The organism is Lysinibacillus halotolerans (assembly GCF_003711845.1).
Classification (GTDB): domain Bacteria; phylum Bacillota; class Bacilli; order Bacillales_A; family Planococcaceae; genus Ureibacillus; species Ureibacillus halotolerans.
In genome coordinates, this window is sequence record NZ_RHLQ01000054.1 from 1 (window position 1) to 19,750 (window position 19,750).

Sequence of the window (19,750 nt, forward strand, 5' to 3'; positions counted from 1 at the left end):
GAATGCGCATGTGATCCAAATCGTCGAAAACTATATAAAATATTATAACAATATCCGTATTCAAACGAAACTAAACAGCCAATCGCCGGTTAAATACCGTCAACTAACTGTAAAGTAGGGTGTTTTCTTATTGTCTCAAAAATGATGGTCAGTACCCATTGTCATTAGATTTTTAATCAAGATGTAAAAATTCTTTATCCGAACACGGTTATTGTCTCTAAAAGATCATCGATAAAATAAGATAAGACCACATTAATAACTGCTAAAATAATGATTGAAATGGCAACGGAATGATTTTTTAAAAAGTCGACACTCATAAACTTTATTTTTGAAAACTTCATTTGTAGAAGACCACCATGTATGTCTAATAACACTTCCAGATAGACAAAGAAAAACGGAAGGATGATTAACCACATATTTTGTGCCATAGGCGAAAATTGAACCATCAGTACAACCCATATCATAAATAATAATTTAAGCAATGACCTGATAATAACGGTCATAAACTTCAAATTCAAACAACCTAAAGCGATAAATAAACCAACTGCTATCATATTAATTTGAATAATCGATTCCAAAACCCCACTATAAGTTGTTCCTTCAATAGCTTTAACCCATAAAAACAGCGATGATAGATAAATTACGATACTGACAATTAAAGATAAAAATACTATTGGAAGACTTAGTAAATGTTTACGGTTCTCTACTTTCTCCCTTTTAATCCTTTCAGCTCTCGATAACATTTTAACCTCCTCATATATCAATAGAAATGCACTTTAGAAGATTATGTATTGAAAATAGTTTGCCTAAATAAATTAAAGCCCCACCAATAATGAGGCTTTCCTATATTATATACCAATATATGACACTATTACCCTACTATCTTTTTGTAAGTTCCCTCATCACAGATGATAAATAATTTCGCACCCTTTGGAATTTCCTCATGATGGCGGCGGGCAATGTCTAAGGAGCTCCCTTCTGAAATTAAAATGGCACCCATATCAAACAATTCAATAGATGCATCCCGATATGTTTTCCATTCAGGTTTGGCGTTAATTTCATAAAGATTCTCCCCGTCGGTATTGCTTAAAATTTGCTTAAATAACTTACTCGAACCGTGATGAAGGGCTGCTTGTGCCATCAGTCGGGAAACTGAATCGTTGGACAGGATGAATTCATCCACATTGGCATGTTCGAATAAGGCAATATGTTTATCTTTCTTTACTTCTACAATTGTATAAATATTTTTATCATACTTTTTCGCGATATGTTCCACCCTGGAAGCGGTAAGTAACGTTTTTCCATCGGCATATTCGGCAAAATTTTGTTGATCATCGGAAAAGATGGCGACGGATTTTGCTTCCAGAATATTGGCCTTCATGAGAACTTCTTCTTCAGCCGGATTGCCACTTATAAAATGAACTTTGTCGTATTCAATCGGGCAGCGCTCAGCATGATCAATAATGACCACATCCCCTTTATAGCCACCGCTTACAATTTCTTCTACGACATTTTCTAGTTTCTCTTTTGACGACCTAATCAAAATATAATGATCCTTTCCTGAATAACTCAATCGCCCCTCCTCCTTCATTCTTCGATATGTGCTAAAGCTTTCAAACACTTTTCCGATAATAATCCCCATTCCACCGATACCAACTGTATAAAGGAGAATCATCGTAAACAGTCTTCCAAAGTCACTCTCCGGAAAATAATCGCCATAACCTACCGTTACAAGGGTCGTCATCGTCCACCACAAAGCATCAATCAATCGCGGGAACGTTTCCGGCTCAACAAGTCTCATCGTAATACTACTAATTAAAATGAGAGCGACCGTTAAAAGGGCAGCTTGTAGGAGGGAAATCTTTGATATTTTTGAGAAAATTTTATGTAAAATCCACATACTCCTTACCCTCCTCCCTTTAAAAGTCCAACAGGCAAGTAATAGGAAAGATTATTTGTAATCGTTCCCCCTACTCTATAGCCTATTGCAGATGATTTTCCATTTAATAAAAAGCTTCCAAGTAGAAGCTGACCTTGTTGGACACCCTTTTCACTTTGAAAAGTTACCGTTGGGTGTTCGATAAATTGCTGATAGACCGGTAAAAATTCCGAATAAGATCTTTGGGCATCTTGATGTACAAGTTGACCATCCCCATTAAAAATTTCTACCGTGTCACCTTCCCTTCCAAAGGACGGCTTTTTCACGAAGGGAATTCCCTTTTCTAGCAATGGATCCGCCTCCAAATAAGTCGGAAGAAAGTATTCTTCTATCCACTCATGTTCTTCATCTGTATAGAAAGGGTGGCGCTCTTCATGCAGACCCCAAATAATTGCTTGAACTGCTTTATTTTGTAGTAAAAAGGCAGATGGAGGATTAATAATCATCAGTTTCCCTTCCTCTACCAACTCCAACAACCATTGACCAATCGGGTTACCTTCATCGTCTTCGTCCGTTATTAAACTTTCAATCGGGAAAGTTTGGCGGTAAAGAAGATCGATTTTCACCCCATCTTCATCAAAGAGACCGACTCCCCTTTGAATTTGTAGCTGATGAAGGGGGGTGAATTTAGAAGATGGCACTCCCCTTTGAAGAAACAGTACCGTTTCCCTATCCTCAATGTTGTCCTCGTGGGCTGTAAATACAATATGAGGAGATGGATGGGCAATACTTTCATTAATACTATGTCGAACCGCTTTTCTTAAAAGAACTTCCATTCCTTCATTCGGATTGGCCACGCCAAAGTCGCTACAAACGAACCCATTAATCGAAAATAACTCTTTAATGAATGTCGGCGTATCCGCATTAATTTCGATACATTTATAACTGTCTCCATAAGGAATTAAATCCAGCCGAGAAATGACACTCTCAGCTGGAATCGTTTTTAATCTTAAAAAGGAGATCGTTTCCTTTGGGAAGCCCATTTCGAGTAATGTTTCATCGGGCACATTTCGAAGCAAGGAAGCACTTTTAAAAAAAATCGTCCCAATCCGTTCGCTAATTTGGCGGATACGGGTTACTTCTTCTTCCTTTAAAAGCTTTATATCATATAGGGCATATTCCTCTCCGTACAGGTCAGCCCAAAAACCATCTATATTTCGATAAAATTGTTGGCGTTTTGTATGATAATCATTTGACTCCCTCACTCTACTCCCTCTCCTACATCCTTGACGTATATGACATAAACTCCCCGGTCCTCGTCAATTTCCGTAGAGGTTACAAGCTTTTGTCCGATGCCAGGTACATCGACGACATCCTTTACAAGGTAGCGAAGGACATCGAAGTGGGAAGGACAAGGAATGCGGGATAATAACGGGAAATTGTTCCGTTCATCAGGGCTGCGAAACTCGATATGGACGCCCATGCCACGAAAACTTCTTTCGTCTTCTCCTGGGTAGTTTCTGCCGATTTCTTTAATGACTAAAATCTCTTCTTCCCCAAGCATTTCATTGGAAGTGAGTTCGTATTGGGTTCCTCTTAAAATAAAGTACGTACATAACTGCCTCGCGTAAAATTCATCGATTCCAACATTGGCTGTCGTATATTCATAGAATGGCTCATAATGGCCATTTCCTTTATCGAGATAGTAAGTTAATGCTTTCATTGTCCTTCCCCACCCTAACTAGTAAGATAAACAGTTGGCAATAATCCAACCAACGGCTAACGATAAAGATAATAACATCGTTCCTACTGCTCGATTATCCTCTTCAATTGCTTGATGGATACTAAAACGAATCGTTATTACTTCCGCTAAAATAAAGACGATAATTTGAGCGACAATTCCGATTGCTCCCCAAAGCAACATATCAAGCAAAGAAACCGAATATTGTGCTGCCGCGCCTAAAACGATCGCTAAACCAAAAATTTTACCTCCAAGGGACATCGCCGCCGTCACATTTTTTTCAGCAATTAAACGAAATTCTTTTAACTTCGGTGTACTGATCGTAAATAAAACAACTCCTACGATCAGTAGCAGTAAGGAAACCCCTACATACGATGCAAAATTAAGATATAAATTCATTGTGTACCTCCCTTTTTATCTTCCCTTTTCATAAAGTGGGTTCTTAACCCCCGAAACTTTTCGATCCACTGCCAAAGCCTGAGCTCTTCTTCACAGAGGAACTACTTTTTGAGCTTTTAAAGCTTGAACTTTTTAACAGGGAGTTTTTATCTTTGTAATAAGTACCGCCGTAGTAATAATGACCATAATAGCTAGAATGTCTGTCATCACATTCCCATACACCATCGTCGTTATCCCATTCCCAATCATTACAGTATTGGTCATCAGGAGGAGACCCTTCTGCAGTATTTGAACCACATCCAGCCAACCCAAGCGTCAGTGCGGTAGATGTAACACCTACCATTACCTTTCTCGTTTTCCCCATCTCTTCACCTCTTTTCTTTTACATTTACGAGCAATTTTGTAAAAGGATTCAATTTCTCGCTCGATGGTCGTCATACAATACGATTTTCCCTACCTATTTATGCTCAAAAATCGAATGAACCTTTACCATTGTAGTGCTTACAAAGTTGGAAGGAAATAGGAAATAAATCGGATTTACGCCTTTTATTTTTTGAGGAAATATTGAACATTATCATATACTTTGAAGAAACCATCGAATGCGCACAACATAAACTACAACTAAGATGAAGGAAGTAGGTGGTTCAAATAAAAAGTTCCAAGTATTTAGATTTTCTATCCCAACTCGGAGTTGGAGGAGCACATCCTGGTGGGCTTAGTCTGACAATGGAAGTTTTAAAGAATGAGTCAATTAGTCAAACATCCCATGTCTTAGATGTAGGGTGTGGTACGGGGCAAACGGCAGCTTACCTAGGCTCTCGATATGGCGCAAAAGTAACAGGCATTGACATCCACCCAATGATGGTGGAAAAGGCGAAAAAAAGAATCGAAAAGGATCAGTTACCCGTTGAGATCCTTCAAAGTTCTATCGAAAAAGCCCCATTACAGGACGCTCAATTTGACCTTGTCCTCTCTGAATCAGTACTATCATTTATCAATGCATCAACTGCCCTTAAAGAAATTCACCGTTTATTAAAGACTGGAGGACGCTTCATTGCGATTGAAATGACGTTAAATCGTCCCCTTGATGAAACGGAAGAAGCAGATCTTCAACAATTTTATGAATTTCAATCCATTTTAACGGAAAAGGATTGGATTGATTTATTGGAGCAAACTGGATTTCAATCTATCCAAATTCATCCACATCCTTCCAAACAACAAGACAATGCCATTTTAGAAGACTATCATTTCTCCGAGTCGATCGAACCTGAAACGTTCGAAATAATGGAACAGCATTTCGATATGGTCTTTAAATACCAAGGGGTTTTGGATTACCGTATTTTTACTTGTACGAAGGGATAAAATGCAAAAAGCACATCAACGATCATTGATGTGCGCAAGATGTATGTGTGTTATCTAGGTCCTCTAAAGGCATTAAGAAACGCTCCTAATTGCCTTACCATATCAACCCCGTTCCGAATCGTTCCGACATGGCCATAGATTTTATTAATATTATCGGGCAATCTTGTGAAAAAACCAGGTCGGGGTTGTTGGTTTGCGTTAAAGGGCGGTTGCTGTGGTCTTCCTTGATTCCGGTTAAAGGCACCAGGCTGTGGTCTTCCTTGAGCTTGGTTAAACAACTGTTGCCCTCCCCGTCCTTGATTCGGAAATGGTTGCCCCCCTCCTTGAAAAGGATTGAAGAACGGAGGCTCTCCTCCTTCATAAGGATTGAAGTATGGTTCTTCCATGTTTGGGTCAAAGTACGATGGCTCGCCTCTTCCTTGAAATGGGTTAAAGAATGCTTGCTCTTCCCCATGATAAGGATAAAAGGGTTGCTCTCCTCCATCATACTGATTCATGTAAGGTGGCTCATGTCTTCCTTGATTTGGTTCATAGAGTTGTCGTTCTTGCCCTCTTGCTGGATTGGAAGGTCCAAAACCCTGTCTATTCATCATTGGCTGTTGTCTACGTCTAGGATTGGGCGGATAAAATGGCATTAATTCACCCCCTATCAGGGTTAAACTTTAAAATTAGTATATGGCTAAACGTTTCCATTACCTAGACTTTTGGAGACTATTTTGAGCATTTTTATTCATGGTAAAAATCCTAATGATGAATCCGTATATTGTATTAAAATCTCATGTAGCTTTTCTTTCATACATTCAATTAATACAGACGGACCTTTTATCAATGCCTCTTTCCCATAATCGATAAAATAATTTGCAAAGAACTGCAAATCTTCCTCGGATATTTCCCCCATCAAATAACCAGACCCATCATCGCTTACGTGTAGGAAAACACCCGGATAGCTCACCTTTTTAAACTTTTCGATTCCATTGTTCGTTAATTCCACATGTAATGGATAGGTCACTTTATTTTTATCGATTAAATGAAAACGATTCTTTAAATGAATGTCCGATAAGTTAATAGGTGGCGTTTGTTCATCCAATTTCACCTGTTTAATTCGGTCACATCTGAAAACACGATAGTTATTTCTTAAAAAACAATAAGCAGGGCAGTACCATTTTCCATCTTTCGCATAAATACCAATCGGTTGAATACTTCGGTTACTGCTTTTTTCGCTCGTTTCATAATCGATGTTAATAACCTTCTGTTCGATAGCGGCCTCCAATAGTCGTTTTAAAAATGGCACTTCTTCCTGCTGGGTAATCGCGTAAAAATCAACACGGTCTTTCATTTGGTCAATTTTATCCCGGACATCCCCAGAAAGATTTAAATAAAATTTCTTTTTAATCGATTCATACTCCGTATCAAAAGGAAGGGAAATGTAATGTCTTAATGCATGGATAGCATAAAAAATGGAAATCACTTCATTTTCATTAAAGGCAATTGGAGGAAGAATTCTTTCATTTAATACTTGATAGCCACCATGGGGACCTGGTTCAGAATATAAAGGAACCCCCATTTCACTTAATTCCTGCATATCACGTAAAATGGTTCTTTTGGACACGCCAAACTCTTGCGCCAACTCTCCTACCGTAAACCTTTTCTTTCGATTCACCATCATCATGAGTTCATTTAACCTTTTCGCTTTAGACATGGATACCTCCAAATAATAAACAGTGACATTCGTTGTCACCATTGTAGTTTATAATCGCCAATAGATACAGAAAATATATGATATTGGAGGAATGAAACATGTATGGTACCGTTGCAGATTTTATAAAGGAATGGAATAAGGAAGCGGTGTTAACGCAAAAAGTGTTGGAAGGTTTAACGGATTCATCATTAAACCAAAAAGTATATGCAGAAGGTCGTACTTTAGGAAGGATTGCATGGCATTTAACGACGACAATACCGGAGTACTTATCTGAATTTGGGTTGAAAATCGATGAGGTAGAAAACAAAGAACAAATGCCGACATCCGCAAGTGTTATGGCTAAAACGTTTCAAAAAACTAGTGCAGATGCGGTAAAAGTAATAGAGGAACAATGGACAGACGAAGATTTGAAGAAACAACAAATTGCCTTTGGTAGAGAAGAATCCAATGCCCAAATTTTAATGGGATTAATCAAACATATTATTCATCATCGCGGCCAAATGACTGTGCTCATGCGCCAAGCTGGCATTATACCGTTCGGCGTGTACGGTCCGCCAAAGGAAGATTGGGTTCAATTCGGTGTGGAAAGTCCACCTCTTTAAAAGTTTTAAGGAGACATTCAAATTTTGGAGAAATGTTTTAATTTATTTTAGCTCTTTGGAAATAAATCTTGTTCCATCGCCTTAAACAGATTCTTTTATCTTATTCACTGAAATCTTAATATGTAAGGATGCCGGAAGAACATTTAATGACGGACAAATACACAGTTAGTTACTTGTGTTCTATATACGACCTAATAATGGCTATTATGGTATTATTCACTTAAGGAATAATTACACGGAGGTGAAAGTATGCTTACAGAAAATAAGAAGGAAAAAAAGGACTTACAGCTAGCTCTTTATGTCTTTCCGGCAGCTAGTATTGGTGCGCTTATCGGTTTATTAACCTATGTTAAAGGTTGGCTTTAATGCGGTGAATTTCTAATAGATGATTTTACAAAGGATATTCAATTTGCGATAGGAGCAAAAAGAAGTTTTATTGAAAATAAATGAGTTATGAAAATCAGCTAATTGGCATTTTAGTTGCCAATTAGCTGTATGAATTCGGATTACCATTTACTTTTCTTCCACAATTTCTTCCACTTCACGTAATTGTTGTTTCACTTTGTCTAAATGCTGTTTATTTGCTTCAATCATATCCATATGTTCTTCATGTTGGACAGCATTGGAAAATGCATTTTCTGCGTGGGCAATGGAATTGAAAGCATGCTCCACTGCTATTTCCTCTGGGTGGGACATCGCTTGCTTCACCGCACGATCAGCCTTTTGAACTGAGTTGCCGAATAACGTACTTGGATGATCCTGTTTCCAACTTGTATCTGAATGCTTCGCCATATGCCTCTTCCCTTCCTACGCCAATTTTTGTTTCCACTTTAGTATTGAATTTTGGCTACAAAATATGTACGAAGGAAAGCTACAAATGTTGGACATAACTTTTTGTTATGGAGCAATACTAACAATACAACAAAGAATATTTAATTCGCATATCCGACTAATTCCATAAAGCCTTTCCCATAAATATTTTTTCTCTTTCCATTCGCTAAAATTTCCTGACCCTTTACAATACAAGCTCCTTCCCATATAGCTTGAAGCGGTCCGATAATCGGCATTTCTTGGTTAGGAAAAGCGGCCTTTACGTTTAATTCCATTGAAAAATCAGGGATGAGAATCTTCCATTCAATTGGGTATTTCCCTTTCGTTTGTAGACTTTGCCAATGTTTCATTTGTTGAAAGTCCACATTTCTTGAAAAACGCAATGTTCCGTCCCGTTCAATTAAATTAGCCATCGGGGAAAAGGTTTTCTCCCCACTGGAATGCATTTCATTTAATAACAACTCACGGCCATCACTTAATTGCAGACCAAACCAATTCCATCCTTCATTTCCTTTTAATAATGCATAATCCCATCCCCATTGATGATCAAACCAACCTTGACCCGTTACCCTTTCTGTACCTTGTTCCGTACGAATCTGTCCTTGAACTTCGTTTTTCGTAAAGGAGTAATAGTATAACTCATCTGGTTTGGCATCTTCGCCGATTAGAGCAACGGATTTTAAAGGTGTAAAATGTAAATCGATTTCAATTTTTTTATCGACTAGTTGTACGTTAAAACGATCTTCCTTTTCACCTGAAAACGTTAATTGATGGTCTCCATACATTAACTCGGTTGGGTTATGTTTAATTCTCACTTTTTTCATTTGCGTATGGGGTGAAGGAATTTTCCCTTTCAAAAAGCTTTTTTGCAATTTCCAAATGCGCTTATCACTTGGTCGAAGTAGTAAATACAAAGGAAGATATAAGGCCTTTAAATTCCACTTTAATGTTGAGTCGATTTGGGAGTAGTTATACTGTATTTCTTTATTCAGATCTATTAAAGAAAAAATTAAATAATGCCCTTTATTTAACTCGGTCTCTCCAATTCGAAAAAAGGAAGCCATAGTCGCATATCTGCCTCCTTTCTCCCCCGTAAGATAAGCAAAAAAGTACCACCATTCCACATTTGAAAATAAATGAGGAGCTGTATCTTCAGGAAGGGAAACTTCATGAGAAAAGTTCTTCTTCAAATTTAGTCACACACCCTACTGTTTTTCAGTAAGATATGCACTTCCGAATCAGCTTGCGACCATTAATCTAAATCATCACTCCACCATCATCAACGCTAATACAACGATTAATAATGAACATAAATAAGCCCAGTCTTTCGTAACTACTTGAGTCGTTTGATAATACGTTCTCTCTTTTGTCCCTGTAAATCCACGGGCTTCCATTGCAATGGCAATTCGCTCTGCCTTTCGTATTCCTTGGCTAAACAGCGGGATGGAATACCGCATAAACGCTTTCCAACTATTTTTTTGTTTGTATCCTCTCACTTTATGAGCTGTCCTCATTTGATTTAATTCCGATTGAAAGAGCGGGATAAATCGAAACCCTGCTAATAACCCGTACGCGCATTTTGGTGAAAGCTTACATTGATGAATCAAACTCATAATGAACAACGTTAAATCGGTTGTAGAAGTAAATAATAATCCATAAGTGACAAAGCCTAACGTTCTTAATGCAATCGTTAAGCCATTTGTTACACTCTCCTCTGTTACATGGAACCAAGCCCATTTCCAAATCGTTGTTTCCCCTTCACCAAATGCCGCCATCATCCAAAAAACAAGGATGGAAAATCCAAGGTATGGGACAAGCCTTTTGAAAAGATAGGCAATTCTCCAACCACCCAAAAAGATGCCAACGAATACACCGAGGATCCATATGAATAAAGTCACTTTTGGATTTGAAATTGTCATTAAGAGAAACATAACAAAAATGTGCGTAAATAACTTACAACTAGGATTTAAAGAAGCGAGGAATGAATCGTTCGGCTTCATACAAAAACAAGCCCCCTTCTTTCATGCATCAATTGGTAATGAAGTGGTGGGATTAACCTACATTCCTGTACCATTTTCTCATTAGAAAATAACCCATTCGGTGGCCCTTGATACATGACTTTTCCTTCGTTAAAGAGAATGACTTGATCCGAATAGTGATCAACTAAATCCATATCGTGCGTCACCATCATAATGGTTGTTCCTAGTTCCTGCCTTTCCTTTAGACACCGAATCAGTTCATTCGCCGTTTTTTCATCTTGGCCAAAAGTAGGCTCATCGAGTAATAGTAAAATTTGATCGAACAATAACATTGTCGCCACACTTAATCGACGTTTTTGCCCTAAACTTAATGTAAAAGGGTGAGCGTCGCGATATCTTTCCAATCCAAATTCCTTTAATAATTGCAATGTTTTTGTTTCAATTAAATCCTTTGGCCAATTTCTTTGTCGGCCACCAAAGGCAATTTCGTCATAGACGGTATCCGTTATAAATTGAAGTTCTGGATTTTGAAAAACGAAGCCAGCTTTTTCATATAATTCGCGGTCTGACCATTTATTTAATTCCTTATTTTGAAAGTAAAGTTGTCCTTTTTTTATTGGTTCTAAGCCGATCATACTTTTTAAGAACGTACTTTTTCCACTTCCGTTTTGCCCTATGATGGATACCCATTCTCCTTTACGTATTTTCACATTAATGTCGCTTACAATCGTCTTCTTCCCATAGCCAATGTCCACTTTTTCTGTATGGATTACTAGCTCCTGTTTATCGACTTCTTTTAATTTTTCTAATGACTTCGACTCTAGTATGTTTGATAGTTTAATAGATAAAGGATGGGATGTATTCTCCACAACTTCCACCCACTTTTCTGGAAAAACTCTTGGTCGCCATATCCCCGCTTCTTCCATTTCTTTTTGGAAGTTTTGTAGAATTTCTATTGGTTTTCCGTCAGCTATCACAGCTCCACGATCATTTAACAAAATGACCCGGTCCATCCACTCGATACAACCATCTAATACATGTTCAACAAAGACCATCGTTTGGTTTGTTTTTTTCGATAGTTGGTGCAGTAAATCAAATATTTCCTGCCTACCTTTCGGATCGAGTTGAGCTGTTGGTTCATCAAAAAACAATACTTCGGGTTCTAATGCTAGTAAACAAGCCAAAGCCAATCGCTGCTTCATGCCACCTGATAATGTTTCAATCGGTGTTCTCTTATCTACATTCAATCCGACATGAACCATTAAGTCGGCAATCATTTTATCCATTTCATTTCGAGGAATGGATCGATTTTCGAGACTAAAGGCAATTTCTTCATCTACATGCAACATGCAAAATTGGGAATCCGGATCTTGGAACATCACACCGACATTTTTTCTGGAAAATACTTCACCACTTACTTCTGCTTCAATATGTTCAGGAATAATACCGGCAAGGGCGGAAATCAAGGTCGATTTTCCACTCCCGCTAGGTCCAAGGATTAATACTTTTTCCCCTTTATTTATGGACAGCGTCATATTTTGGAGCGATTGTTCAGAACGATTATAAAATCGAATAAACAATTTTTTACATCCTAGAAACGTTTCCATTGATCTCGTCCTTTTTTCTTGTTTGTTTCATAATTTCATATTGTTCTAATACCCCTGTTTTTGCTAAGGCGTCTACTACCACTTTCCCTAACCATCCGCCGAGGATTGCTCCACTAATAATATGAATGGCTAATGTTGTATAAAATACACCCGCAGTGTAATAGCCAAAACCATTTGCCAATAAGTTATAAACCATTCCTATAACCCCGGCTAAAGCACCTGAGAGCATCAAAGTGAAGAGGTTGTAACGTTTATATCGAAATAGTGCAAAGGCGATTTCGGAACCAATCCCTTGGAAAACGCCTACTAATAGAGCAGATAAACCAAAGTGACTACCCGTTAGTAATTCAACAGCCGCTGCAGCAACCTCTGCGATAAAGGCTGCACCCGGTTTACGGATGATATAAGCAACGATTGGGCTAGCAATTACCCAAATTCCGAACATAAAACTTGCACCAACTGGTCCGACAAGGGCGGAAATCGGAATCCAAAGGGTCGACCAGCCTAAATAAATAACCCCACAAGCTACCGATAAAATAACGGCAAGTACAACTTCTTTCATCTTCCACTTCATTCTTTGATAGCCTCCATTTTCACAGGCCATTCTTCTAGTTGATAAGCCATATCCCAAAACATATATTCAAGCTGACAACTTAGTAAAAAGTGATTTCGCATCTTTTCCTTTTCTTTCTCTGTTGCATTTAACGCCCATGTATCTAGACGTTCACAGAATTTTGTCGTAATGGAATCCGTACGGCTACCGTAGAAATGAATCCATTCGTAAAATGGATGGAATCGATCTAGTTTTACGTCATTTAATAATTTCTTCCCTATTTCCCAGTAAGTCCAAGGACAAGGCAATAAAACAGCTAAAATTTCGCCTAACGTTCCTTCATGGGCAACGGTCAGCATATGACGAATATATTGATGGGCAGATGGCGATAACGGGTATCCTTGTAAATCTTCGTATGCAACACCTGCGATTTGACAAAAGTTTTGGTGTGGATGGGTTTCACTGTTTAGAATAAATGCTATTTGCTGATTAAACATGGCCATATCTTCACGATTCTCGCACTTTGAAATAGCAATTCCATAGATTCTTATAAAGGAACTTAAATACTCAAAATCTTGTTTGACATAATGGATTAATTGTTCCCTTTTTAAATCTCCCTTTGCGATTCCTTGTACGAAAGGATGTTCAAAAATTGCGTTAAAGATAGGCGTTGCTTCTCTCCTAAGTTCTGTTGAAAAACTCATTTTCATTCCTCCTTATTCGTTTTAATCGGAAGACGTTCATTGGAGCCATTTTCCTTTAACAACAAAAAAACCGCTCCAAAAAATGGAGCGGCAGAATAATTGTAAACATACCCATGCACGGACTCCACTTTCCTACGCTAGTATGAACTAGATCAGGTTCAAAGGGTCCAGATTACTCTGTCTCAGCCAAAATGGCTCCCCTAGTGGTCTTTCCTATTAATTTAATCTTCACTCTACATCCGCTTTTTTAAAATGTCAATTCAATTTTTTCCCACAACGTACAATTTAATCCGAAGGGACTATAGGACAAAATTACTTGTATTTTAATATTATTATTTATATATGGTATTTTTATAGTAAACTATTAATAAATTTTCTGATATAATAGTAATATGGGACAACTGATTTTATAGTAGTTGTTACCGCTACTTAATTTTGTAATGTTAGCACCAGCCTCGCTGTGTAAGGTTGCATACTTGTTTATATACGGTTATGGCCGCTCACTTTAGGTACTTGGAAGAGTTGTCCCAATTATTTTACAAGAGGTGTAATTTCACTTGTCTTTGATTTTTCATATCTCAGATATTAAAAATTATCAAGATTTAGCAGACTATTTAGAAGTTACTACGGGTTATCTTTCAAAAGTAATAAATGATCCTAATAGATATCAATGTTTTGAAATTCCTAAAAAAGATAATTCCTTACGCTCTATTTATTCACCTACTAAAGATTTGTTAGTTATACAATTAAAAATTAAAAAATTAATCGAACAGAACTTTAATCCCCATTATAAAGCTCATGGTTTTATTAATGGGAAAGATTTTATTACCAATGCATATAACCATATAGGTAAAAATTTCGTATTGAACTTAGATTTAAATAATTTCTTTGAGAGTATCTCAATTAAACGAGTAAATAATATGTTTCAAAGGTATTTTAAAGTTAGGCCGAATATTTCAACAGTATTAGCTCATATTTGTTGTCATCCTGATGGATTTTTACCTCAAGGTGCTCCCACATCTCCTATAATCTCTAATGTTATTTGCAAAAGTTTAGACAAAGATTTAACAGAATTAGCTAAAAGCTTAAAACTAACATATTATAGTAGATATGCTGATGATATAACATTCTCATGCAAAAAAAAGGATTTCCCTAAAATTTTAGCAGAAGATATTAATGGTAATATAGTCCTTTCTAATCATTTAACTAACCTAATTGAAAAACACGGATTTAAAGTAAACTTGAACAAAACAAGGCTTCAATCTAAATATATGCATCAAGAAGTTACAGGAATTACAGTAAATAAAAAAATTAATTTAAATCGTAGATACATAAAAAGAATAAGGGCCATTCTATATTCTTTTAAAAAATATGTTGATGAACCTGATATTCCAATAGGGAAGTTTTGTGAATTTTATAATATTACTAACAATAATATAGAAGAAACAAAATATCGTATTTTCAATATTCTTAAGGGACATATTATTCATATATCTCACGTAAAAGGCTATAATGACTCTAATTTTTTAGATTTCATGAGAAAATTCAATGAACTTTTAGAATTATATAGTCTATCTATACCAGCAATAAAAGTATTAGACTCCTCCAATAACTTCTTTAAAAGGAATACTCTTGTAATTTATCCATTGAATTCTTTAGATGACCCTCAATACTTTGTTGATCGAGACTTTATTAAGAATGGTAATTTTGAAATAGATTCGGTATGTTATGGACAAGGTTCTGGTTTTTATCTAAAAGATATTGGTATAGTTACAAACTATCACGTAGTATCACTTATTATAGAAGAAGTATTAGAAAAAAAACTAACTTTTTGCAAAGAATATTATTTAGAATATTTTACTGAATCAAATGGGAAACAATATAAATATCATGCGAAAATTATAGCTTACGATAAGGAAAAAGATATAGCTATTCTTAAACCTAAATACCCTGATTTAGTAGATAGTGGTTTCAAATATAATAAACGATTTAATATAAATGACTCTATAACATTATTAGGTTTTCCAAATCATACTACTGGTTCAGAATTTAGAAGTGATAAAGGTAAAATAATTAGAAAAATCAAGAATAAAAATATTTCTACTTATGAAATAGACGCCAAAATCTTTGCTGGTAATAGTGGAGGACCAGTATTAAATTATAAAAATGAAGTTATTGGAATAGCAACTAAAGGATTTACTGATAGAGGCATAGTCCCACCTGAATTTATTCCTATTAAATATGCTATTGAGGTATACAAAAACCATACTGATAAAAAATTATAAGTCAGTATGGTTTTCTTAATTAAAGTGTTTGATTATCAACTATGTAACTAAAATTATATCCTTGCCATCCCCTTTTTATTAACTCTTGTATAGACGCTATTAATATTAATATGGCGAAATCTATCGAGTCTCTCAAATTCTCATTATATTCAACTGATTTATTGGAAATGTCTAAATGATTTCTACTCACAAAATTAAGCTCACCGTGTATAAATTTCGATCTAATATTATACATATTATTATATAATTTTTTAAATTTTTGCTGTTCTCCTAAAACAGCCTGGCTTTTTTGTCTTACTTGCTCTTGTAAATTTCCGTTACCTTTAGTATATATAGCCTCTAACCCCATAACAGCTCTAAAAAGTTTCATATTTTCATCTTCTCTAGAAATTTCGCATAAGTTTATTAAAGCCCGTGATGTGGAACAATTACTAAAACCCAATAGATAATCATTAAAAGAAATTAACCATTCCCAAGTTTTTTTAATACTCATTTCGCTTATTTGAGGATAACCCCAATAAATACCTTTTAACTTAGCATTGTAAAAACTCTTATAATCAAAATTTTTTCCACCCATTATATTCTTATTATCATCTTGAAAAATAAGATATTTATTTACCGAAAGTGCGCCTACCTTTGCTAAGTTTAAGGCAAAAAGCAAATCATTAACTCGTTTTTTTATAATTTCATATATATAAGAAAGGTTAAATTCTTCCTCATCCATTTCCCCGAAAATTTCCTTATCTTCATCAGACCAAGAATCTTTTATCTTTTGAGGTATTGTATTTGGAACAGTTATCTCACAATTAAACTTTAATAGTTCGTTTTTTAAAAAATCTTTAGTGTTACTAATTCCATATATATTTTTTGTTTGTATCTCTTTCAACAAACTTTCTTTTTCAATGTCATCTTTAAGTATCTTTTTAATGCGAAATCTAGTATCACCATAATACTCTATAGGTATAGTTAAAGAATTCGCTTCTTTACATAATTCATCAATCGCATCATATTGAAATTTTTTATACTCTGGGCTATTAATAGTAGACTTAATATCCAAATAAATAGTAAATTCCGTTTTTCTCATTATATTGTTTTCCCCCTTAACTAAGATACTTAATATGATACACTCTTATTTTTTATTAGCTCAAACTTTTAATAAAATTATAAAAACAAAGAAAATTAATAATAAATTAGTCAGAGTATTTAACTAATTAGCCATATAAATTTTTTACAATAAACCTCAGTTTATTTCTTTACTTTGACTAAAAAAAAGATTTGTATAAATGTCCCCCTTCGAATACATAAAAATGTGGTGGTTAAAGTTCGGGATTCACTTAAGTTCAGAATATATTGCCCGCCAAATATACTTATTTCAAAGGCCAACGAAAGAATAACATGAAAAATCTCACCTGCTTCATACAGATGAGATTTTCTTATTTATTTGGATTTCCAAACAGTAGATATAGCGGCAATACCTTGCGTAATTTGTTCCAACGACAAGGTGCCATAGCCGATAACAACTTTATTCGACGTTTCCCCTGTTCGATCAAATTGAAATTGGGAATAGGCATCAACGGTTACCCCTACTGATTTCGCCTTTTGCAAAGCTTGTTGTTCCGTTAAATAATCGGGTAAGTGTAAAACAATATGTAACCCCGCATCATCACCTGTAATTATAAACTCATCGCCTAGTCGATTTTTAATTTCATCGATTAAATGTTGTCGTTTCTCACTGTAAAGTTTTCGCATTTTCGCGATATGCTTTTCAAAATGCCCATCTTTCATAAAATGGGCGAGCACTACTTGATCCAATCTGGATACCATCGATTTGTCAAATTGCATAAACTGTTCGAAGGAATCCACTAAATGCATAGGCAAAATGATATAACTCACCCGTATAGAAGGAATCATTGTTTTAGAAAAAGAACCGAAATAAATGACCCGGTCTTGATAATCTAATTGGGCTAATGGTGGAATCGGATTTCCTTTATAACGGAATTCTGCGTCATAGTCATCTTCAATAATATAACTTTGATGAGTAGCGGCCCACTGTAACAATTCACCTTTTCTTGTGATGGACATAATGGTTCCCTTTGGAAATTGATGAGCAGGTGTTGTATAAAGCAAATTTAGCGGAACGGTCGGGACCATACAACCTTGTTCATCGACCGGGACAAGGGTTGGTTCAAGCTGGGACTGTTTCCACGTATAGTAAACTCGATGGAAGCCAGGATTTTCAATTCCGACAGCGGTTGGTTTTAAAAATTGGCTTAACACTTTTAATTGTTGTTGGGTACCGTTAAAAATAAAAATTTGTTTTGGCTGGCAATGGATCCCCCTCGCCTTCCGTATGTAACGGGCAATTTGATTTCGTAACATTGCTTCCCCTTGCCACTTAGCATTTGGCATCATGTTCGATTGAAAATGTTCCTTTACATACTTTGTCCAAACGGAAAATGGAAAATGGGAAGCATCCACTTGGCCGTTCCGAAAACTAATCGTCGGATTTTCATTCTCTTCAATTTCTACTATAGGCTCAAAGGAATCTTCAAAGGAATAAGGAAATTCCACTTCAGAGACATAATAACCGTTTCGTTCAATTGTATAAATAAAGCCCTCACTAATAAGTTGTTCATAAGCCGTTTGAACCGTTTGTATACTGACATTTAGTTGATTTGCCAACAGTCGTTTTGGCGGTAACTGTTCGTGGGCATGGATGACGTTCGTTAATACTTGTTTTTTAATTTGCTTATAAATGGTCATATACTTCGGTTCATCGGTTGAAAAAATAATTTGTAGTTCCATTTTGACGCTCCTTGGTATTGTTTAATAAACCTTTTTTGGTTATTTCTATCATATCAAAGCTAGTATTTAATAAATACAAGGAGTGATGAAAAATGGAAATATTACAAAATGACATCGTCAAACTAGAACCTATTAATCCTTCACATATGGACGGGATTCTTTCTGCCGCATCAGACCCCCGTATTTGGGAGCATATGCCGGTGGAATTATTGAGTAAAGAAAGCGTAATGAAATACGTGGTAGACGGGATAAAAAAACGGGAGGCCGAAACCGATTTTGTGTTTGTCATTATTGACCAGAGCTCCCAACAAATTGTCGGGGCAACGTCTTATATGGACATCTCTTTTCAACATAAACGTTTAGAAATTGGCTCTACTTGGCTAAATCCGAGGGTGTGGCGAACAAACATCAACACAAACTGTAAATATTTATTACTACAATACGGCTTCGAACAATTGGGCATGCAGCGGATTCAAATTAAAACAGGACACGAAAATGTTCGTTCCCAAAAAGCGATTGAACGGTTAGGTGCTGTAAAAGAAGGCATTTTACGCAATCATATGATTCGTAAAGAAGGAACGATTCGCCATACAGTCATGTACAGCATTATTCAAGAAGAGTGGAACAGTGTGAAAGAAAGATTTGAACAACAATTGTTAAAATAACCTTTAACGAGCCTACTCAAGATTAAAGAGTAGGCTTGTCTTCTCTAAAAAACTTCATTTTTGCTCCATTATATTCTTGATTAGCCCACTCGCTTCCAAAGGTCCTTTTAATATCATTTGAACTAACATCGAGGAAATCTCTTCTGGGGTTTGCTTCATATCTGTATTTAACCAATATCGTATAACACCTAAATGAGCTGAAGAAATGAATTGTGTCATTACCTCTAACGGAATGTTAAGGTTTGACATATTCGGTATATTAGAGATATTCCGAAACATATTGTCTATAATCGTGTTTCTTAATTTTTCTTCAAATAGTGGATCTCTCTTTGCATAACCCCGCTCTAAATAAGAACGGGGTTATAAATATAGGATTTTAGTTATTCCACAAGGTAGTGACCCCTTAAAGTTAGAGTTATTATTATGCAGCTAATTGGCTGGCATGTTTTCGGTAATTTACTGGACTCATGCCGGCCAATTTTTGTTTTATACGAACATTATTATAATAATTGATATATTCTTTTATTTTCTTTTGTAATGTTTCGTAAGAGATTAATTGTTCTCCATAATACATTTCCTGTTTTAATAAGCTAAAGAAGTTCTCCATGGCCGCGTTGTCTGCGCATGTTGCTTTACGAG

General features: G+C 36.0%; 22 protein-coding genes, 1 pseudogene and 1 riboswitch. Of the genes and pseudogenes, 5 read left to right on the forward strand and 18 right to left on the reverse strand.

Features of this window, described 5'->3' with window-relative positions:
• Positions 1-118: IS3 family transposase (locus tag EC501_RS15920; RefSeq protein ID WP_148037832.1), on the forward strand; the 118-nt coding region annotated here is incomplete at its 5' end.
• A gap of 76 nt (positions 119-194) precedes the next feature.
• Here the strand turns inward: EC501_RS15920 and EC501_RS15925 are convergent.
• The 6 genes from EC501_RS15925 to EC501_RS15950 form a co-directional block, all read right to left on the reverse strand.
• Positions 195-743 (reverse strand): hypothetical protein, encoded by a 549-nt coding sequence (locus EC501_RS15925; protein WP_122973336.1) that lies wholly within the window; start codon positions 741-743, stop codon positions 195-197.
• A gap of 128 nt (positions 744-871) precedes the next feature.
• Entirely contained in the window at positions 872-1,900 is a 1,029-nt protein-coding gene (locus tag EC501_RS15930) for an ion channel (protein ID WP_122973337.1), read from the reverse strand.
• A 5-nt stretch (positions 1,901-1,905) separates the two neighbouring features.
• Positions 1,906-3,144, reverse strand: a complete 1,239-nt coding sequence (locus EC501_RS15935) for a glutathionylspermidine synthase family protein (protein WP_122973338.1) — start codon at positions 3,142-3,144, stop codon at positions 1,906-1,908.
• Positions 3,141-3,602, reverse strand: coding sequence for an RNA helicase (locus EC501_RS15940; protein ID WP_122973339.1), 462 nt, complete (start codon positions 3,600-3,602; stop codon positions 3,141-3,143). The genes EC501_RS15935 and EC501_RS15940 overlap by 4 nt, the downstream gene beginning before the upstream one ends.
• A gap of 18 nt (positions 3,603-3,620) precedes the next feature.
• A complete protein-coding gene (locus EC501_RS15945) occupies positions 3,621-4,019 on the reverse strand; it encodes a DUF350 domain-containing protein (protein WP_122973340.1) in 399 nt (132 codons plus the stop codon).
• 43 nt (positions 4,020-4,062) lie between these two features.
• Positions 4,063-4,383, reverse strand: a complete 321-nt coding sequence (locus EC501_RS15950; protein WP_122973341.1) for an aminotransferase yhxA — start codon at positions 4,381-4,383, stop codon at positions 4,063-4,065.
• Positions 4,384-4,658: 275 nt separating this feature from the next.
• On the opposite strand from EC501_RS15950, the gene EC501_RS15955 reads away from it, so the two are divergent.
• Positions 4,659-5,381, forward strand: a complete 723-nt coding sequence (locus EC501_RS15955; RefSeq protein WP_241559376.1) for a class I SAM-dependent methyltransferase — start codon at positions 4,659-4,661, stop codon at positions 5,379-5,381.
• Positions 5,382-5,431: 50 nt separating this feature from the next.
• Here the strand turns inward: EC501_RS15955 and EC501_RS18665 are convergent, their stop codons facing one another.
• Together EC501_RS18665 and EC501_RS15965 are read right to left on the reverse strand one after the other, a co-directional pair.
• On the reverse strand, positions 5,432-6,016 hold the full coding sequence (locus EC501_RS18665) for a hypothetical protein (protein ID WP_241559377.1): 585 nt from the start codon (positions 6,014-6,016) through the stop codon (positions 5,432-5,434).
• A 95-nt stretch (positions 6,017-6,111) separates the two neighbouring features.
• Complete coding sequence (locus EC501_RS15965; RefSeq protein ID WP_122973342.1) at positions 6,112-7,080, reverse strand: helix-turn-helix transcriptional regulator; 969 nt, start codon at positions 7,078-7,080, stop codon at positions 6,112-6,114.
• Between the two features lie 98 nt (positions 7,081-7,178).
• Between EC501_RS15965 and EC501_RS15970 the strand changes: the two genes are divergently transcribed.
• Entirely contained in the window at positions 7,179-7,682 is a 504-nt protein-coding gene (locus EC501_RS15970; protein WP_122973343.1) for a DinB family protein, read from the forward strand.
• Between the two features lie 513 nt (positions 7,683-8,195).
• On the opposite strand, the gene EC501_RS15975 is transcribed toward EC501_RS15970, so the two are convergent.
• The 6 genes from EC501_RS15975 to tenA all read right to left on the reverse strand — a co-directional run bounded on the left by EC501_RS15975 (position 8,196) and on the right by tenA (position 13,356).
• Positions 8,196-8,474 carry a DUF2564 family protein gene (locus EC501_RS15975; RefSeq protein ID WP_122973344.1) on the reverse strand — a complete coding sequence of 93 codons (279 nt, stop codon included), beginning with the start codon at positions 8,472-8,474 and terminating at the stop codon, positions 8,196-8,198.
• A 140-nt stretch (positions 8,475-8,614) separates the two neighbouring features.
• Entirely contained in the window at positions 8,615-9,637 is a 1,023-nt protein-coding gene (locus EC501_RS15980) for a lipocalin family protein (RefSeq protein WP_277749726.1), read from the reverse strand.
• 141 nt (positions 9,638-9,778) lie between these two features.
• Positions 9,779-10,513 (reverse strand): energy-coupling factor transporter transmembrane component T family protein, encoded by a 735-nt coding sequence (locus EC501_RS15985; RefSeq protein ID WP_122973346.1) that lies wholly within the window; start codon positions 10,511-10,513, stop codon positions 9,779-9,781.
• Positions 10,510-12,099 (reverse strand): ABC transporter ATP-binding protein, encoded by a 1,590-nt coding sequence (locus EC501_RS15990; protein ID WP_122973347.1) that lies wholly within the window; start codon positions 12,097-12,099, stop codon positions 10,510-10,512. The genes EC501_RS15985 and EC501_RS15990 overlap by 4 nt, the downstream gene beginning before the upstream one ends.
• On the reverse strand, positions 12,077-12,673 hold the full coding sequence (locus EC501_RS15995; RefSeq protein ID WP_122973348.1) for an ECF transporter S component: 597 nt from the start codon (positions 12,671-12,673) through the stop codon (positions 12,077-12,079). Before EC501_RS15995 ends, EC501_RS15990 begins: the two co-directional genes overlap by 23 nt.
• Positions 12,670-13,356 carry a thiaminase II gene (gene tenA / locus EC501_RS16000; protein WP_122973349.1) on the reverse strand — a complete coding sequence of 229 codons (687 nt, stop codon included), beginning with the start codon at positions 13,354-13,356 and terminating at the stop codon, positions 12,670-12,672. Before tenA ends, EC501_RS15995 begins: the two co-directional genes overlap by 4 nt.
• A 112-nt stretch (positions 13,357-13,468) precedes the next feature.
• Positions 13,469-13,568, reverse strand: a riboswitch (TPP riboswitch).
• 345 nt (positions 13,569-13,913) lie between these two features.
• Here tenA and EC501_RS16005 point away from each other — a divergent pair.
• The gene (locus EC501_RS16005; RefSeq protein WP_122973350.1) at positions 13,914-15,641 is read left to right on the forward strand and encodes a trypsin-like peptidase domain-containing protein; all 1,728 of its coding nucleotides are present in this window, start codon (positions 13,914-13,916) and stop codon (positions 15,639-15,641) included.
• Positions 15,642-15,660: 19 nt separating this feature from the next.
• Here the strand turns inward: EC501_RS16005 and EC501_RS16010 are convergent, their stop codons facing one another.
• On the reverse strand, positions 15,661-16,725 hold the full coding sequence (locus EC501_RS16010) for a HEPN domain-containing protein (RefSeq protein WP_122973351.1): 1,065 nt from the start codon (positions 16,723-16,725) through the stop codon (positions 15,661-15,663).
• 353 nt (positions 16,726-17,078) lie between these two features.
• Complete coding sequence (gene pdxR, locus EC501_RS16015; protein ID WP_122973352.1) at positions 17,079-18,446, reverse strand: MocR-like pyridoxine biosynthesis transcription factor PdxR; 1,368 nt, start codon at positions 18,444-18,446, stop codon at positions 17,079-17,081.
• 92 nt (positions 18,447-18,538) lie between these two features.
• On the opposite strand from pdxR, the gene EC501_RS16020 reads away from it, so the two are divergent.
• Positions 18,539-19,111, forward strand: coding sequence for a GNAT family N-acetyltransferase (locus tag EC501_RS16020; RefSeq protein WP_122973353.1), 573 nt, complete (start codon positions 18,539-18,541; stop codon positions 19,109-19,111).
• Between the two features lie 54 nt (positions 19,112-19,165).
• On the opposite strand, the pseudogene EC501_RS16025 reads toward EC501_RS16020, so the two are convergent.
• Both EC501_RS16025 and EC501_RS16030 read right to left on the reverse strand, forming a co-directional pair.
• A pseudogene (locus EC501_RS16025) lies at positions 19,166-19,429 on the reverse strand (TetR-like C-terminal domain-containing protein); the annotation flags it as partial.
• Between the two features lie 103 nt (positions 19,430-19,532).
• On the reverse strand, positions 19,533-19,750 hold a 218-nt coding region (locus EC501_RS16030; RefSeq protein ID WP_148037833.1), incomplete at its 5' end, for an IS3 family transposase.

Excerpts from the sequence above, each read along its gene's own strand:
- EC501_RS15965 (WP_122973342.1), bottom strand. The coding sequence starts at position 7,080 with ATGTCTAAAGCGAAAAGGTTAAATGAACTCATGATGATGGTGAATCGA.
- pdxR (WP_122973352.1), bottom strand. The coding sequence starts at position 18,446 with ATGGAACTACAAATTATTTTTTCAACCGATGAACCGAAGTATATGACC.
- EC501_RS15975 (WP_122973344.1), bottom strand. The coding sequence starts at position 8,474 with ATGGCGAAGCATTCAGATACAAGTTGGAAACAGGATCATCCAAGTACG.
- EC501_RS15925 (WP_122973336.1), bottom strand. The coding sequence starts at position 743 with ATGTTATCGAGAGCTGAAAGGATTAAAAGGGAGAAAGTAGAGAACCGT.
- EC501_RS15945 (WP_122973340.1), bottom strand. The coding sequence starts at position 4,019 with ATGAATTTATATCTTAATTTTGCATCGTATGTAGGGGTTTCCTTACTG.
- EC501_RS15970 (WP_122973343.1), top strand. The coding sequence starts at position 7,179 with ATGTATGGTACCGTTGCAGATTTTATAAAGGAATGGAATAAGGAAGCG.
- EC501_RS15950 (WP_122973341.1), bottom strand. The coding sequence starts at position 4,383 with ATGGGGAAAACGAGAAAGGTAATGGTAGGTGTTACATCTACCGCACTG.
- EC501_RS18665 (WP_241559377.1), bottom strand. The coding sequence starts at position 6,016 with ATGCCATTTTATCCGCCCAATCCTAGACGTAGACAACAGCCAATGATG.
- EC501_RS16020 (WP_122973353.1), top strand. The coding sequence starts at position 18,539 with ATGGAAATATTACAAAATGACATCGTCAAACTAGAACCTATTAATCCT.
- EC501_RS15985 (WP_122973346.1), bottom strand. The coding sequence starts at position 10,513 with ATGAAGCCGAACGATTCATTCCTCGCTTCTTTAAATCCTAGTTGTAAG.
- EC501_RS15995 (WP_122973348.1), bottom strand. The coding sequence starts at position 12,673 with ATGAAGTGGAAGATGAAAGAAGTTGTACTTGCCGTTATTTTATCGGTA.
- EC501_RS15990 (WP_122973347.1), bottom strand. The coding sequence starts at position 12,099 with ATGGAAACGTTTCTAGGATGTAAAAAATTGTTTATTCGATTTTATAAT.
- tenA (WP_122973349.1), bottom strand. The coding sequence starts at position 13,356 with ATGAGTTTTTCAACAGAACTTAGGAGAGAAGCAACGCCTATCTTTAAC.
- EC501_RS15930 (WP_122973337.1), bottom strand. The coding sequence starts at position 1,900 with ATGTGGATTTTACATAAAATTTTCTCAAAAATATCAAAGATTTCCCTC.
- EC501_RS16010 (WP_122973351.1), bottom strand. The coding sequence starts at position 16,725 with ATGAGAAAAACGGAATTTACTATTTATTTGGATATTAAGTCTACTATT.
- EC501_RS15940 (WP_122973339.1), bottom strand. The coding sequence starts at position 3,602 with ATGAAAGCATTAACTTACTATCTCGATAAAGGAAATGGCCATTATGAG.